Origin of the sequence: Bradyrhizobium sp. Pha-3, from assembly GCF_042258325.1 — a bacterium.
Taxonomy (GTDB): Bacteria; Pseudomonadota; Alphaproteobacteria; order Rhizobiales; family Xanthobacteraceae; genus Bradyrhizobium; species Bradyrhizobium elkanii.
Window position 1 is genome coordinate 2,735,072 of sequence record NZ_CP170151.1, and the last position, 15,647, is coordinate 2,750,718.

Consider the following 15,647-nt stretch of genomic DNA (forward strand, 5'->3'; position numbering starts at 1 on the left):
CGGACCGGCGTGGCTGACTGACGGGGAAACTGATGGCGTTGATGGAAGTTGGACTGGACGACAAGTACCGGTTGGATACGAAACGAATCTTCCTCTCCGGTACCCAGGCGCTGGTCCGATTGCCCATGTTGCAGCGCGAACGCGACCGCGCTCACGGGCTGAACACCGCCGGTTTCATCTCCGGTTACCGCGGCTCGCCGCTCGGCATGTACGACCACGCGCTGTGGCGGGCGAAATCCTTCCTGAAGGAGCACGACATCGCCTTCGTTCCGGGCCTCAACGAGGATCTGGCGGCGACCGCGGTGTGGGGCAGCCAGCAGGTCGGCATGTTCCCCGGCGCCAAGGTCGATGGCGTGTTCGGTATCTGGTACGGCAAGGGCCCCGGCGTCGACCGCTCGCTCGACGCGCTCAAGCACGCCAATTCCGCCGGCACCTCGCCGAACGGCGGCGTGATTGCGCTGGCCGGCGACGACCATGGCTGCCAATCCTCCACGCTGGCGCATCAGAGCGAGCAGGTATTTGCCTCGGCGCTGATGCCGGTGGTCAATCCGGCGACGCTGCAGGACTATCTCGACCTCGGCATCCTCGGCTTCGCGCTGTCGCGCTATTCCGGCTGCTGGGTCGGCTTCAAGGCGATCTCCGAGACGGTGGAAAGCTCGGCCTCGATCGTCAGCGACCCCGATCGCATCAAGATCATCACGCCCGACGATTTCGAGATGCCACTGGGCGGGCTCTCGATCCGCTGGCCGGATCCGCCGCTGGAGGCCGAGCGCAGGCTGCACGGGCCCAAGATGGAGGCGGTCGCGGCCTTCGCCCGCGTCAACCGCTTCGATCGCATCGTGCTGGATTCCAAGCCGGCACGGCTCGGCATCATGGCGACCGGCAAGGCCTATCTCGATCTGCGCCAGGCGCTCGCCGATCTCGGCATCACCGATGCCGATGCGCAGGCGCTCGGCCTGCGCATCTACAAGGTGGCGCTGACCTGGCCGCTCGAAGCGCGCGGCGCGCGCGCCTTCGCCGAGGGCCTGCAGGATGTGCTTGTCGTCGAGGAGAAGCGCGGCTTCATCGAGGACCAGCTGGTCCGCATCCTCTACAACATGGACGCCGCGAAGCGTCCCTCGGTGGTCGGCAAGCGCGACGAGAGCGGCGCTCCCTTGCTGCCAAGCGAAGGCGAGCTGACGCCGACCATGGTCGCCGCCGCTGTGGTGGCGCGGCTGCGCCGGCTCGGTCACCGCAGCCCGCTGCTGGAGCAGCGTTTGGCAAAACTCGAGGCGTTCGATCGCCCAGCCGAGGGCACGGGCACCGCGAAGCTGCAGCGCACGCCGTATTTCTGCTCGGGCTGCCCGCACAACTCGTCGACCAAGATTCCCGAGGGCAGCCGCGCCATGGCCGGCATCGGCTGCCACGGCATGGCGCTGTCGGTGCCGAACCGCAACACCCAGACCATCTCGCATATGGGCGCGGAGGGGGTGAGCTGGATCGGACAGGCGCCGTTCACCAGCGAACAGCATGTGTTCCAGAATCTCGGCGACGGCACCTACACGCATTCCGGCTTGCTGGCGCTGCGTGCGGCGGCCGCGGCCGGCGTCAACATTACCTACAAGATCCTCTACAACGATGCGGTGGCGATGACCGGCGGCCAGCCGGCCGAGGGCGGCTTTACGGTGTCGCAGATCGCGCATCAGGTCGCCGCCGAGGGCACCAGGAGGCTTGCGATCGTCTCCGACGATCCCGACAAATATCCCGCCAATTATTTCCCTCCCGGCGCGACCATTCATCATCGCCGCGAGCTCGATGCCGTGCAGCGCACCCTGCGCGAGATCGAAGGCCTCACCGTCCTGATCTACGACCAGACCTGCGCCGCCGAGAAGCGCCGTCGCCGCAAGCGCGGGCTGTTCCCCGATCCGGCCAAGCGCGTCTTCATCAACGAGCGCGTCTGCGAGGGTTGCGGCGACTGCTCGGTGGCGTCGAACTGCGTCTCGGTGCAGCCGCTGGAGACCGAACTCGGCCGCAAGCGCCGCATCGACCAGTCGAACTGCAACAAGGATTTCTCCTGCATCGAGGGCTTCTGCCCGAGCTTCGTGATGGTGCAGGATCCCAAGCTGCGTAAGGCCGACCGTACCGCCGCCGATCCCAAGGCGTTGTTCGCCGATTTGCCGACGCCGCCTGTCGCCACGTTGAGCAATCCCTACAACATCCTGATCACCGGCATCGGCGGCACCGGCGTCATCACCATCGGCGCGCTGCTCGGCATGGCCGCACATGTCGAGGGACTCGCCTGCTCGACGCTCGACTTCACCGGCCTGTCGCAGAAGAACGGTGCCGTGATGAGCCATGTCCGGCTCGCGCCCGCCTCCGACATGCTGACCACGGTGCGCATCGCGCCGGGCAACGCCAACCTGATCCTCGGCTGCGACCTCGTCGTCACCACCAGCGTGCCGGCGCTGAGCCGAGCCGAGCGCGGCGTCACCCGCGCCGTCGTCAACGCCGATCTCTTGCCGACCGCGAGCTTCGTGATCGATCCCGATATCGACTTCGAAGCCAGCTCGATGCGCGATGCGCTGAACGGAGCGGTGACACCTGGCGATCTCGACATCCTCGATGCGACGGGGCTTGCCACCGCGCTGATGGGCGACAGCATCGCCACCAACGCCTTCATGCTCGGCTTTGCCTTTCAGCGCGGCGCGATCCCGCTGTCGCTGGAAGCGATCCTGAAGGCGATCGAGCTCAACGGCGCCGCTATCGAGATGAACAAGACCGCGTTCTCCTGGGGCCGGCTCGCCGCGCACGACCTGCAGCGCGTGGTCAGCGCCGCGCGCTTCAAGAGCGCCGGCGCCGCGCCGGCCAAGAAGACGCTCGACGAGGCGATCGCCTTCCGCGCCAAATTCCTCACCGACTATCAGGACGCGGCCTACGCCAAGCGCTATCTCGACGACGTCGCGCGCGTCCGCACCGCCGAGGCGGCGGCCGCGCCTGGCTCGCAGGACCTGACCGAGGCCTTCGCAAAGGGCCTGTTCAAGCTGATGGCCTACAAGGACGAATACGAGGTCGCGCGGCTCTATTCCGACGGCGAGTTCGGCAAGGCCTTGAGGGAGCAGTTCGAGGGCAATTCCGGTCTGAAGGTCTTGCTGGCGCCGCCGCTGCTGGCCCAGCGCGATCCCGTCACCGGGCGGCTGCAGAAGCGTGAATTCGGTCCGTGGATTTTTACCGCGTTCGGCATGCTCGCGAAGCTGAAGGGCCTGCGCGGCACCGCCTTCGACATTTTCGGCTACACCGCGGAGCGCAAGATGGAGCGCGCGCTGCCGGTCGAGTATTCGGCGATGATCCTGCGTCATCTCGATGGCAAGAAGCCGCTCGACCTGCCGCGCCTGGTGGCGCTGGCCAAGGCTGCGGACCTCGTGCGCGGCTATGGCCACATCAAGGAAGGCAACGTCGCCCGCTACCGCACCGAATGCGCGCGGCTGGAGCGCACGATCGACCAGCCGCTGGCGCAGGCGGCCGAATAGGGCAGAGCGTTTTCGAGCGAAGTGGCCACCGGTTCGCGTTAAGAAAACGCGTCAGAACAAGAATCTGGAGCCACGTTCCGATTCCATCGGAACGGAAAGGGCTACAGGTGGCGATTGGGGAACCTTCCACGGCCGCCCTGGTTGACCGGTAACCCTGCCCGCAAACAGCGGCTGGATTCGCGCGGCCGGGCCCCCTACATGATGGCTGTTCTGTTCGAGTGATTTCAGGAGGCCGTTTGATGGTCCTGAAAAAGGCTTTTGTTGCAATCGTTTGCACCGCGTGCCTGACTTGGGGCGGCGTGGCGTTGGCCGACGAGTACGGCCCCAGCGAGTTCTTCAGCCTCGATCTCTCCAAGGCGGTGCTGTCGCCGAAGCGGCTTGGCCCGCCGGCGCAGTTCGAGCCGGTTCCGGTCGAGGCGAAGGCCGACCATGGTCCCGATCAGCATGCGAATGTCGAGCCGCAGGTCGAGGAGACGAAAGTCGCGCCGAAGAAAGCCGTGCGGACCACCGGGGTAACCGCGCCGCGTGAGCGGAAGCGCGCGGCCGCGCACGTTCCCGCCCGCGCCAAGCTCGCGCGCCGCCACTCGAACCCGTTCGATGCGGAGGCCCGCGACACACGGATCCAGACTTGGCCGTGCCGCACCGGCGGCATCTGCAACTGGCATCGGTGAGACGGCGCTCTCGCGCAAATCCACGTGCGCATCCACAAGAATGTTGAGCCCGTCATCCTGAGGAGGCCGCGAAGCGGCCGTCTCGAAGGATGGACGGCCCCGTCTGTGGCCGATTCATCCTTCGAGGCTCGCTCCGCTCGCGCCTCAGGATGACGGGATTAGATCGAATGCTCGGCGTGCTGCGTTCCAATCGACGCGGCCGAGTCATCCCGCCGTCGCAAAACCGTCGGCGGAGAGTCAAGAAACCGTAAGGCCGGAGTCAAGGAGCGCAGGCAAAACCTTCGTTGCGATTCGACGAAGGTTATTCGATGCCGACAGCGAACTCCGCGAGGCGGCGAGGCCTCACCCGGCGTCAGCTTCTGGTGCGCTCGGCGTCGACCGCGGCGCTGGCGGGATTCGGCGCGCTGGCAAGACCATATCTGAGCCGCGCCGCGGATCGGCCCGCGATCGCGGGCATCCAGTCCGGCGACCTCGCCAGCGATTCCGCTGTCATCTGGGCCCGTGCCGATCGCGCGGCGCGGATGCGCATCGAATGCGCGGCTGTCGAAAGCTTCGCCACCATCCTGCGCGCCGCGACCGCCGACGCGCTGCCCGAGCGCGACTTCACCGCCAAGCTGCTGCTCGACGGTCTGCCGCCGGGCCAGGATCTGTTCTATCGCGTCAGCTTCGAGGACCGCGACGGCACATCAGGCGAAAGCGGCATCGGGCATTTCCGCACCGCACCGGCGGATCGGCGTCCGGTCTCGTTCGTCTGGTCCGGCGACGTCGTCGGGCAGGGCTGGGGCATCGACCCCGCGCGCGGCGGTTTGCGCAGCTACCGCACCATGCTGGACGAGCGCCCGGACTTCTTCATCCATTCCGGCGATCACATCTATGCCGACTGCACGGTGCCGCCGGAGCAGAAGCTTCCGAACGGCGAGGTCTGGCGCAACATCGTCACCGAGGAGAAATCCGCCGTCGCGCAGAGCCTCGATCAGTTTCGCGGCAACTACAAATACAACTGGCTCGACGAGAATTTCCGCGCCTTCCACGCCGAGGTGCCGATGTTCGCGCAGTGGGACGACCACGAGGTGGCCGACGACTGGTCGCCGCTTGGCACCGCCGATGCGACCGGTTACGACGCGGACGGCAGCTCGCGTCTGGTGGCGCGGGCACGCCGCGCCTTCCACGAATTCATGCCGATGCGGCTGATGCCGGAGCGCGATGGCCGCGTCTACCGCAAGATTCCCTACGGGCCTCTGCTCGACGTCTTCATCATCGACATGCGCTCGTACCGCGATTCCAGCTGGAACAAGCAGGGCGATCCGGACCAGGCCCGCATCCTCGGCCAGAGCCAGCTTGCCTGGCTGAAGCGGGAGGTGGTGGCGTCGGACGCTGTGTGGAAGGTGATCGCGGCGGACCTGCCGATCGGCCTCGTCAGCCTGGATGCGGTCGCGCTCGGCGACGGCCCCCCGCGCGGCGCGAGCACGAGATCGCCGATCTGTTGTCCTTCATGAAGCGCGCCGGGGTCGGCAATACGGTGTGGCTCACCGCCGACATGCACTACACCGCCGCGCATCATTATGATCCGAACCGCGCGGTGTTCCAGGAGTTCGAGCCGTTCTGGGAGTTCGTCTCCGGTCCGCTGCACGCCGGCACCTGGTCGCCGGGCGAGCTCGACAACACCTTCGGCCCGAAGGCGATGTACCAGAAGGGCTGCTCGGCCGAGCAGGGCGACAATCTCGCGCCGTGCTTCGGCCTGCAATTCTTCGGCCGCGTCGACATCGACGGCAAGACCGGCGTGATGCGGGTGACGCTGAAGGACGTCGACAACCACGATCTCTGGTCGGTCGATATCGAGCCTCGGCCGGACGCGCGGCCCGGCCAGATCATGGCGCAACACATCTAGCACCGTCTCTGATCCCGTCGCGACATCTTGATTGCCGGCGTCTTGCCCGACGGGCGGGTTTGCGGGCAGACTGCGCAGTCCTGCCAATTTCATTCCCACGAAACGATTTGCTGGCGTGACGTCGTCGATGGCATCGGCGTCCCACGCGTCAGGAGCTATCCATGGAAAATCTGCAGACACAGGGCATCAGCCTGCCGCAGCTCGGGCTCGGCACCTTCCGCATGCAGGGCGGCGCCTGCCGCGCGGCGGTCGAGAGCGCGCTCGGGCTCGGTTATCGGCATATCGACACCGCCGAGATGTACGGCAATGAAGAGGCGATCGGGGCGGCGATCGCGGCATCGAATGTCGCGCGCAAGAACCTGCACGTGACCACCAAGGTCTGGCACGAGAACCTGGCGCCGGATGCGATCCGGACAGCGTTCGACGCCAGCCTGAGGAAGCTGCGGCTCGATCACGTCGATCTCTATCTGGTGCACTGGCCGTCGCGGAGCATGAAGCTGCCTGCCGTTTTCGAGACGCTGATGAAGCTGAAGGAGGAAGGCCGCACCCGCGCGATCGGCGTAGCCAATTTCACCACCGCGCTGCTCAAGACCGTGGTCGAGGACATCAAGGCGCCGATCGCCTGCAACCAGATCGAGTATCACGCGATGCTGGACCAGACGCCGGTGCGCAAATATCTCGCCGCGAAATCGATCCCGTTGGTGGCCTATTGTCCGCTCGCCCAGGGCCGCTTCGCCACCGACGAGACGCTGGCGAAAATCGGCAGCAAGCACGATGCGACCGCGGCGCAGGTGGCGCTGAAATGGCTGCTCGATCAGGATGGCGTGGTGGCTATTCCGAAAGCCTCGCGCGCCGAAAGCCAAAAGGCCAATCTCGACGCACTGAAGGTCAAGCTCGACGACGAGGACCGCAAGGCGATTGCGGCGCTGCGCAAGGACATGCGCTGCGTCAATCCGGGGTTTGCGCCGGCGTGGGATTGAGGCCGCTGGCCGCGAGGAAGCAGAAAAGAAAAAATGGCTCCGTGAGGAGCCATTTTCCGTTGTGTCGGTCTTTAGTAGTGATGACGCTTGATGATCACCGTCCGGTCATGGCCGTGATGCCAGCCATGATGCCAACCGCGATGCCAGCCACGGTCATGGCGCATTTCGGCGCGTGCACCCCAGCCGCGGTCCCAGTGATGATGACCGCCATGTCTGATCACGACCGTCTCGGCGCTCGCGATCGACGGAACGGCCACCGCAAGCGCACCAACCGCCGCGAGAACAAAGCCAATCCTTTTCATTTCATCCTCCTCAAATAAGCGAAGAGAAAACCGTACGGAGATTGAAACGTTCCTCAGGAACCAGAGGAGTTTTCTGAACGCTTGTTCAGCAACTGCCTCGAACGCTGCTGCCGTCGCGTGTTGGTGCGCACAACCGATGAGCGAGCGCACGGGCGGCTTTCCCGGCCTTGCCTAACCGCTGCGTCCGACGCATCATCGCGCCATAAAATCAATGTTCGGGGGGACGTTGCTGTGAGCGAATTTTCACGCCGGGATTTTTTGAAAGTGACGGGGTCGGCCGCTGCCACAGCCATCGCGGGGCCGGCCGCTGCGGCGATGGGGCCGGACGACAAGTTCGACCTCGTGATCAAGAACGGCGATGTCATCGATCCCAGCCAGTCGCTGCGCGGCAAGCGCGACATCGGCATCCGCTGGGGCATCATCGAGGCGATCGAAGACGAGATCCCGGCTGCCCGCGCCGCCAAGACCATCGACGCCTCGGGCAAGCTCGTGATGCCGGGCCTGATCGATCTGCACTGCCACGTCTACCCCTACGGATCGGCGATCGGCATTCCCGCCGACGAACTGGTGCAATTTCAGGGCACCACGACGGTGGTCTCGGCGGGCGACGCCGGCGTCAACAACCTCGCGGCGCTGCGGCGCTTCATCGTGGCGCAATCGCGGGCGCGGATCTACGCCTTCGTCCACATCGCCAACAACGGCCTGTCGGCATTCCCGGTGGCCGAGCTCTACAACATCGACAACGCCCAGGTCGAAGCCTGTGCGATGGCACTGGCCGAGAACCCCGACTTCCTGATCGGGGTCAAGGTGCGGATGTCGGAAAACGTCATCTTCAAGCATGGCCTCGAGCCGCTGAAGCGCGGCATCCAGGCCTGCGAGATGTGCGGCTGGCCGGCGCGGATGATGGTGCATATCGGCGGCGTCGAGACCAGGGAGCTGATGTCCGACATTCTCAATCTGCTGCGGCCGGGCGATATCCTGACTCATGCCTATTCCGGCGCGCCGAACATGTCGGGCGCTTTCACCAATATCGTGCAGGAGGGCAAGCTGTTGCCGGCGGCGCTCGCGGCCAAGCAGCGCGGCGTGCTGTTCGACGTCGGCCATGGCGGCGGCAGCTTCGATTTCACGGTGGCCGAAGTCGCGATCCCCGCCGGCTGCACGCCCGATACGATCTCCTCCGACATCCACGTCTTCTCTGGCAACTCGCCCGGCATCCCGTTCCTGCCGAACGTGATGAGCAAGTTTCTCGCGATGGGCTCGTCGCTGGATCAGGTGGTGGCGATGGCGACCTCGGTGCCGGCGCGGATCATCAACCGCACCCCGAAGATCGGCACGCTGCAGCGTGGCGCGCCCGGCGACGTTGCGATCATGGACCTCGTCGAGGGCCCGGTCTCCTTCGTCGACACCCGCAACAACAAGCGCGACGGCAATCTGCTGTTGAAGCCGGTGCAGACCGTGGTCAACGGCGTGCCGTTCGGCCGGCCCTATCAGGCGCCGTTCTCGGTGAGGTAGGCGCGCGGATCGGTAGAGCATGATGAGATCAGATCGAATGGCGACCGCAGGCGCGCTGCGCTCCCTCGCCCCGTTCTTACGGGGAGAGGGTTGGGGTGAGGGGATGCCTCCGCGTATCCGGTGATAGCTGAGGTTGCGGAGGCTCCCCCTCACCCGGAACGCATCTGACGATGCGTCATAGCCGAAGCTCTGCTTCGGCGTTCTTGAGAACGGCCGCCAAAGGCGGCATGCGCCTCTCCCCGCACGCGGGGCGAGGTGAAGCGGAGTCCGCAGCTCGCTTCAGCGCAAAGTCATCATGATCTAGCCGCGCTTCTCCACATTGCTGCTGCGCGCCGGCACGCCGAACTCCTTGCGGCATACCTCCGCCAGCACGGCAACGCCCTCGCGGATCTGCTCGTGCGAGGGGCTGGCGAAGCAGAGGCGGAGCCGGCTGCCGGAATGGGCCTTGCTGGTCGACCATTCCGGTCCCGGATTGATCGAGACGCCGGCGGCAAGCGCTGCCTGATAAAGCTTCAGCGTGTCGACATTGTCGGGCAGCTTGACCCAGAGAAAGATGCCGCCCTTGGGCGCCTCGAACTCGGCCGCGGTGCCGAATTGCTCGTTCAGCGCCTCCATCAGCGTATCGAGCTTGGCGCGCAGGCCCTTGGTCAGGCGCGGCACATGGGTCGAAAAATGCGGCGCGCAATATTCCGCGAGCACCATCTGCTCCAGTGCGCCGGAGCCGGCGTCGGTCTTCAGCGGCAGCATTCGCGACATGATCTCCCAGGGCGCGACGATGAAGCCGACCCGCAGCGCAGGCGCGATCGATTTGGAGAACGAGCCGATATGGATCACACCGCCGTGCTTGCTCATGGCATAGATCGCGGGCGGCCGTTCGCCGCTCCAGATCAAATCGGCATAGCAATCGTCCTCGAAGATCGGCACGCCGTATTCCCTTGACAGCTTCAGCATCTCGGCGCGGCGGCTCTCGGGAAGGATCGAGCCGGTCGGGTTCTGCACCGTCGGGATGGTGTAGATGTATTTCGGCGTGATGCCGCGCCGCTTGTGATCGGCAAGCGCCGTGGCCAGCGCATCGATCCTTATGCCATCGCCATCGAGGGGAATGCCGACCGCATTGACGCCAAGCCGCGTCAGCCGGTTCAGCGAGCCCTGATAGGTTTCCTGCTCGATCAGCACGGTGTCGCCCTTGGCCAGCAATGTGTGATTGACGAGGTCGAGCGCCTGCAGCGAGCCGGAGACGATCATGATCTCGTCCGCCGTGCAGGCGATCCCGGCGTCGCGCTTCAGCTTCTCGGTCAGGAACTGGCGCAGCGGCAGATAGCCCTGCGGCCCATGCGCGAGATTGTAGGTCGCGAGATTCCTGCCCTCACGCTTCAACACGGCGTTGACCGCCTCCAGCAGCCCGTCGACCGGGACCTGGTCGGGATCGTTGTTGCCGCCGACGAAGCTGTATTTGGCGAGCCCGGTCCAGCGTGCGGCCGGGGCAGGCAGGCCGGCCGGGAGCAGCGGTGCAAAGTCGAACTGGGCTGAGGTGGACATGGATGTTTCGCTCCGTGTTGTTATCGTTGAGAAGGCCGCGGCAAGCGGCCTTCCATGAGGTTAGTTCTTGCCGACCAGCCGGATCGGCCGGCCCTGGCTGATGAAAGCGTAGTGCCCTGCGCCGATACTGCCGACCATCAGGGCCTCGACCGCCGGTTCCGCGATGTCGCCGGCGGCCGCCCAATCGACCACGAAATTCGCGCCGGTGCCGCCGCGGGTATCGGTCGTGGCGATCGCGACCTCGACCGTCGCAAACGGTTTTAGCGCGACCGGCGATTTGAGGTAGCTCTCCACCATCTTGCCTGATGTGTCGAAATAGGCGATCCGCTTCAGCACCAGCGGCTTCGTCTCGGAAGCGTTGTGCACGCTGAGCGTCACCGAAAAATCGGCCCTGAGCTTGCCCTGGCTCATCGACACGCTGGAATACACCGGCACGTAGAACGCACCGGAGGCGGTGAGGCCCTCCGATGGCACCGCCGTCAACGAGCTCGCAAAATTTTGTTCAATACTTCCGGGGGATTGTGCTAGCGCCTCTGACATGCGCACGGTGAGCAGGCAGAGCAAAACTGCGAGAAAAATGCCGCCTGCGCGGATGTGACACATTGCTCGGTTGATCCTCACGCCCGGCCCTCTAGGTTGCGGCAACAGGAAGTCTTTGACGCATGCATGAACTGATTCCCGATATCACGCTCTGTATTCTGTTTGCCTGGGGGATCGGGCTGTTGGCCCACTTCTCCCGGCAACCGCTGATACTGGCGTACCTTATCGCCGGCTTTTTCATTGGTCCATTCGGCATGGGCTGGGTCAAGTCCCAGGAATCGATCAGCGTCATCTCCGAGCTCGGCCTGATCTTCATGCTGTTCATGATCGGGCTGGAAATCGATCTCAAGAAGATCATCCGTGCCGGCAAGGTCATCCTGTTCGCCGGTGCCGGCGAGCTGATCGGCGGCTGTCTGATCGGCGTGGCGTTCTTTGCCGCTATCGGGCTTGCGGTCGGCGGCGGCAAGTTCGACGCGATCTATCTCTGCGTCGCCTGCGCGCTGTCCTCGACCGTGATCATCGTCAAGGTGCTCTACGAGAAGCGCGAGCTGGATACGCTGCCGGGCCGCATCACGCTAGGTGTGCTGGTGCTTCAGGACATCTTCGCGATCCTGTTCCTGGCGGTGCAGCCGAGCCTGGACAATCTGCAGATCAGCGTCGTGCTGCTGTCGATTGCCCGCGTCGCGGTGCTGGTCGCGACCGCGCTGGTGCTGAGCCGCTACGTGCTGCCGCGGCTGTTCCACCAGATCGCGCGGCGGCCCGAGCTCGTGCTGCTCGGCGCGCTCGCCTGGTGCTTCCTGATCGGCGAGATCGCCGAGCGGCTGCATCTGTCGCGCGAGATGGGCTCGCTGGTCGCCGGCGTCTCGATCTCGACCTTTCCCTACGCGCTCGACGTCACCGCCAAGGTCACGACGCTGCGGGATTTCTTCATCACCCTGTTCTTTGTCGCGCTCGGCATGACGATCCCGATTCCGGGCCTCTCGGTGATCTGGCTTGCGCTTGTCATCGCGGCCTTCACGGTGGCGAGCCGCCTGATCACGACGTTCACGCCGCTCTATCTGATGAAGCAGGGGCTGCGCGCCAGCCTGCTGCCGGCGATCAACCTGGCGCAGATCTCCGAGTTCTCGCTGGTGGTGATCCAGACCGGTGTCGCCGCCAACCACATCGGAACCGAAACCGCGAGTGCGGTCTCGTTCGCTTTCGTCGTGCTGGCGGTGCTCTCGACCTTCGCGATGGGGCGCAGCGACCAGATCGTGCGCGGCCTGATCGGTCCGTTGAAGCGGATCGGACTGCGCGACCTCGACCAGGAAGGCCAGGGCCGCGGCGAGGCCGGGCACGAGGGCGGACATGGCGAGATCCGGCGCATCGTCATCCTCGGCTTTTTCCGCGCGGCGAGCGCGCTGATCAGCCAGATCGAGCGGCAGAACCAGTCGCTGCTCGAGCAGATCAGCGTCATCGATTTCAACCCGCTGGTGTTCCGCACGCTGTCCGACCGCGGCATGCATGTGATCTATGGCGACATCAGCAATGTCGACACCCTGGTTCATGCCGGTATCGGCAAGGCCGAGATCATCATCCTGAGCGTGCCGGACTTCCTGCTGGTCGGCGCCGACAATGAGAAGCTGGTGCGCCACGTCCGCGCCCTCAACCCGACCGCGCGGATCGTTGCCACCGCGGACCTCCTGACCGGCGTCGACGACCTCTACAGCGCCGGCGCCGACTACGTGACGGTGACCCGGCTCAGCGACGCCGGCGAGCTCTATTCGGTGATCGAGGCGGCCGACGCCGGCCTGCTCGACGACAAGCGCGCCGAGCTGGACGTGCAGCTCAGCGACCGGCGCGAGGTGCTTCCGTAGGGCGAGCCAGTTTTGTAGCCCGGATGGAGCCAACGGGTCGCGCGAACGCGCGCCCGATGACGGGCTCCGCGAAATCCGGGGATCGTGCACGCGGAAATGTCCCGGATTGCGCTTCGCTCCATCCGGGCTACGGAAACCGCCGTCACCGCCCTGGTATGCCTGCCGGATGCATGGCGGGTTGCATAATGATACTGGCGCTGACATCGGAACCCGGCTAATCCACTGCCTGCATATAGCGAGATGTCAGGACAATGGCCGATACGATCCAGGAAGTGCTGCAAGCCTTTGCGAAGGGTGAACTCGTCGTCGTCACCGACGATGACGATCGGGAAGGCGAGGGCGATCTGATCGTCGCGGCGTCGTTCTGCACGGCGGAGAAGATGGCCTTCATCATTCGCCACACCTCCGGCATCGTCTGCGCGCCGATCACCACCGAGGACGCCCGCCGGTTGCGGCTCGACCCGATGGTGGCGCACAACGAGTCCAATCACACCACCGCCTTCACGGTCTCGATCGACTACAAGCCCGATGGCGGCACCGGCATCTCGGCCGAGGAACGCGCCTCCTGCTGCCGCGCGCTCGCCAATCCCAATGCCGGCGCCAATGATTTCGCGCGCCCCGGCCACATCTTCCCGCTGATCGCGCGCGACGGCGGCGTGCTGCTGCGCTCCGGGCACACCGAGGCGGCGGTCGATCTGTGCCGGCTCTCGGGCCTGCCGCCGGTCGGCGTCATCAGCGAGCTGATGAACGACGATGGAACCGTGATGAAGGGCGAGCAGGTCGCGAAATTCGCTGCCGCCCACAAGCTCAAGCATGTCACGATCGCGGACATGATCGCCTATCGCCAGGCGCGCGAGAAGCTGATCGAGCGGGTCGCGACCTTCACCACCGAAAGCCCGATCGGCCCGCTGCAGGGCTATGCCTATCGCTCGCCGTTCGACGAGATCATGCATGCCGCCTTCGTCTATAACGGTATCGGCGACGGCCGGGACGTGCTGACGCGGCTGCACAAGCCCAACATCGTGAAAGACCTGTTCACCGGGCCGGCGCGAATGGAAGCCGTGCTGCGGCATTTCAAGGATGCCGGCCGCGGCGTGCTGGTATATCTGCGCGATGGTGCCGCCGGTGTTCCGGTCGAGCCGGTCGGCGAGCAGAAGACGGCGGAGGCCGATCGCCACAGGCAGTGGCGCGAGGTCGGTGTCGGGGCACAGATCCTGCGCGATCTCGGCGTCACCTCGATCCGGCACCTGACTTCGTCGGTGCACGACTACAAGGGATTGTCCGGTTTCGGCATCGAGATCGTGTCGAACGAGAAGCTGGAGAGCTAGCGCTGTTATTCCGGAGAATCTCGAGATTCCGGGTTCGATGCTGACGCATCGCCCCGGAATGACGGTGAGAGGATCACCAATTGCGCTTCGCAGCATAGCGCTTTAATTTATCCGCCAATTTCCGATAGACGATGCGAAAGGATGTTTCATGAGCGTGCGCCCCCAGGCCAAGGACAAGCCGGCTGCCGCCAGCTTCCAGTGGGATGATCCGTTCCTGCTCGACGACCAGCTCACCGAAGACGAGCGCCTGATCCGCGACACTGCGCGGGCCTATGCGCAGGACAAGCTGCTGCCGCGGGTCACCAAGGCCTATCTGGAAGAGAAAACCGACCGCGAGATCTTCAACGAAATGGGCGAGCTCGGCCTGATCGGCGTGACGCTGCCCGAGGAGTATGGCTGCGCCAATGCGAGCTACGTGGCCTATGGCCTCGTGGCGCGCGAGATCGAGCGCGTTGATAGCGGCTATCGCTCGATGAACTCGGTGCAGTCGTCGCTGGTGATGTATCCGATCTATGCCTATGGCGACGAAAACCAGCGCAAGAAATATCTGCCCAAGCTCGCGACCGGAGAATGGGTCGGCTGCTTCGGCCTGACCGAGCCGGATGCTGGTTCCGATCCCGGCGGCATGAAGACCCGCGCCGAGAAGGTCGCTGACGGCTACAAGCTGAACGGCGCCAAGATGTGGATCTCGAATGCGCCGATCGCCGACGTATTCGTGGTGTGGGCCAAGTCGGCTGCGCACGACAACCAGATCCGCGGCTTCATCCTCGAGAAGGGCATGAAGGGCCTGTCGGCGCCGAAGGTCGGCGGCAAGCTCTCGCTGCGCGCCTCGATCACCGGCGAGATCGTGCTCGACAATGTGGTGGTGCCGGAAAGCGCGCTGCTGCCCAACGTCTCCGGCCTCAAGGGCCCGTTCGGCTGTCTCAACCGCGCCCGCTACGGCATCTCCTGGGGCGCGCTCGGCGCCGCCGAGGACTGCATGCACCGCGCGCGGCAATACACGCTCGACCGCAAGCAGTTTGGCCGGCCGCTCGCCGCCACCCAGCTGGTGCAGAAGAAACTCGCCGACATGGAGACCGAGATCGCGCTCGGCCTGCAGGCCTCGTTGCGCGTCGGCCGCCTGATGGACGAGGGCAAGATGGCCCCCGAGATGATCTCGATCGTCAAGCGGAACAATTGCGGCAAGTCGCTCGACATCGCCCGCATGGCGCGCGACATGCACGGCGGCAACGGCATCCAGATCGAGTATCACGTGATGCGTCACGCCGCGAACCTCGAGACGGTGAACACCTATGAGGGCACGCACGACGTCCATGCGCTGATCCTCGGCCGCGCGATCACCGGCATCCAGGCGTTCTCGTAAGGGCGCTGACGCGCCGTCAAACATCACTGTCATCGTCCGCCCTTGTGCGCAATTGCGCACTTGGAGCGGACGATCCAGTATTCCAGAGGCCTCTCGTTCAATCTCGACTGCCGGTGTTTACTGGATCCCCCGCTTTTGCGGGGGATGACAGCGAGTGTAGGT

General features: G+C 65.1%; 10 protein-coding genes and 1 pseudogene. 8 read left to right on the top strand and 3 right to left on the bottom strand.

Annotation, left to right across the window (positions count from 1 at the left end; all coding sequences use genetic code 11):
• The first annotated feature begins 32 nt into the window (after positions 1-32).
• The 4 genes and pseudogenes from ACE10X_RS12780 to ACE10X_RS12795 all read left to right on the top strand — a co-directional run bounded on the left by ACE10X_RS12780 (position 33) and on the right by ACE10X_RS12795 (position 7,045).
• Positions 33-3,506 (top strand): indolepyruvate ferredoxin oxidoreductase family protein, encoded by a 3,474-nt coding sequence (locus tag ACE10X_RS12780; protein WP_038386516.1) that lies wholly within the window; start codon positions 33-35, stop codon positions 3,504-3,506.
• Between the two features lie 239 nt (positions 3,507-3,745).
• Positions 3,746-4,177: a hypothetical protein gene (locus ACE10X_RS12785; protein WP_304556587.1), complete on the top strand. Its 432-nt coding sequence runs from the start codon at positions 3,746-3,748 to the stop codon at positions 4,175-4,177.
• A gap of 308 nt (positions 4,178-4,485) precedes the next feature.
• Positions 4,486-6,065: pseudogene (locus tag ACE10X_RS12790) on the top strand (alkaline phosphatase D family protein).
• Between the two features lie 161 nt (positions 6,066-6,226).
• Positions 6,227-7,045: an aldo/keto reductase gene (locus ACE10X_RS12795; RefSeq protein ID WP_038386513.1), complete on the top strand. Its 819-nt coding sequence runs from the start codon at positions 6,227-6,229 to the stop codon at positions 7,043-7,045.
• A gap of 71 nt (positions 7,046-7,116) precedes the next feature.
• On the opposite strand, the gene ACE10X_RS12800 is transcribed toward ACE10X_RS12795, so the two are convergent.
• Positions 7,117-7,347 carry a hypothetical protein gene (locus ACE10X_RS12800; protein WP_080583444.1) on the bottom strand — a complete coding sequence of 77 codons (231 nt, stop codon included), beginning with the start codon at positions 7,345-7,347 and terminating at the stop codon, positions 7,117-7,119.
• Between the two features lie 231 nt (positions 7,348-7,578).
• Between ACE10X_RS12800 and ACE10X_RS12805 the strand changes: the two genes are divergently transcribed.
• Complete coding sequence (locus ACE10X_RS12805) at positions 7,579-8,859, top strand: amidohydrolase family protein (RefSeq protein ID WP_038386511.1); 1,281 nt, start codon at positions 7,579-7,581, stop codon at positions 8,857-8,859.
• A gap of 300 nt (positions 8,860-9,159) precedes the next feature.
• Here ACE10X_RS12805 and ACE10X_RS12810 read toward each other — a convergent pair whose 3' ends face one another.
• Both ACE10X_RS12810 and ACE10X_RS12815 read right to left on the bottom strand, forming a co-directional pair.
• Positions 9,160-10,398 (bottom strand): PLP-dependent aminotransferase family protein, encoded by a 1,239-nt coding sequence (locus tag ACE10X_RS12810; protein ID WP_038386510.1) that lies wholly within the window; start codon positions 10,396-10,398, stop codon positions 9,160-9,162.
• Between the two features lie 60 nt (positions 10,399-10,458).
• On the bottom strand, positions 10,459-11,001 hold the full coding sequence (locus ACE10X_RS12815; protein WP_038386509.1) for a DUF3124 domain-containing protein: 543 nt from the start codon (positions 10,999-11,001) through the stop codon (positions 10,459-10,461).
• 59 nt (positions 11,002-11,060) lie between these two features.
• Between ACE10X_RS12815 and ACE10X_RS12820 the strand changes: the two genes are divergently transcribed.
• The 3 genes from ACE10X_RS12820 (at position 11,061) to ACE10X_RS12830 (ending at position 15,485) form a co-directional block, all read left to right on the top strand.
• Positions 11,061-12,794 carry a cation:proton antiporter gene (locus ACE10X_RS12820; RefSeq protein ID WP_028339524.1) on the top strand — a complete coding sequence of 578 codons (1,734 nt, stop codon included), beginning with the start codon at positions 11,061-11,063 and terminating at the stop codon, positions 12,792-12,794.
• 251 nt (positions 12,795-13,045) lie between these two features.
• Positions 13,046-14,122: a 3,4-dihydroxy-2-butanone-4-phosphate synthase gene (gene ribB / locus ACE10X_RS12825; RefSeq protein ID WP_028339523.1), complete on the top strand. Its 1,077-nt coding sequence runs from the start codon at positions 13,046-13,048 to the stop codon at positions 14,120-14,122.
• A gap of 148 nt (positions 14,123-14,270) precedes the next feature.
• Positions 14,271-15,485, top strand: a complete 1,215-nt coding sequence (locus ACE10X_RS12830; RefSeq protein WP_028334515.1) for an acyl-CoA dehydrogenase — start codon at positions 14,271-14,273, stop codon at positions 15,483-15,485.
• Positions 15,486-15,647: the final 162 nt, after the last annotated feature.

What these genes read in the sequence shown, in the direction of transcription:
- ACE10X_RS12785 (WP_304556587.1), top strand. Translation starts at nt 3,746, where the DNA reads ATGGTCCTGAAAAAGGCTTTTGTTGCAATCGTTTGCACCGCGTGCCTG.
- ACE10X_RS12820 (WP_028339524.1), top strand. Translation starts at nt 11,061, where the DNA reads ATGCATGAACTGATTCCCGATATCACGCTCTGTATTCTGTTTGCCTGG.
- ACE10X_RS12830 (WP_028334515.1), top strand. Translation starts at nt 14,271, where the DNA reads ATGAGCGTGCGCCCCCAGGCCAAGGACAAGCCGGCTGCCGCCAGCTTC.
- ACE10X_RS12810 (WP_038386510.1), bottom strand. Translation starts at nt 10,398, where the DNA reads ATGTCCACCTCAGCCCAGTTCGACTTTGCACCGCTGCTCCCGGCCGGC.
- ACE10X_RS12800 (WP_080583444.1), bottom strand. Translation starts at nt 7,347, where the DNA reads ATGAAAAGGATTGGCTTTGTTCTCGCGGCGGTTGGTGCGCTTGCGGTG.
- ACE10X_RS12780 (WP_038386516.1), top strand. Translation starts at nt 33, where the DNA reads ATGGCGTTGATGGAAGTTGGACTGGACGACAAGTACCGGTTGGATACG.
- ACE10X_RS12795 (WP_038386513.1), top strand. Translation starts at nt 6,227, where the DNA reads ATGGAAAATCTGCAGACACAGGGCATCAGCCTGCCGCAGCTCGGGCTC.
- ribB (WP_028339523.1), top strand. Translation starts at nt 13,046, where the DNA reads ATGGCCGATACGATCCAGGAAGTGCTGCAAGCCTTTGCGAAGGGTGAA.
- ACE10X_RS12815 (WP_038386509.1), bottom strand. Translation starts at nt 11,001, where the DNA reads ATGTGTCACATCCGCGCAGGCGGCATTTTTCTCGCAGTTTTGCTCTGC.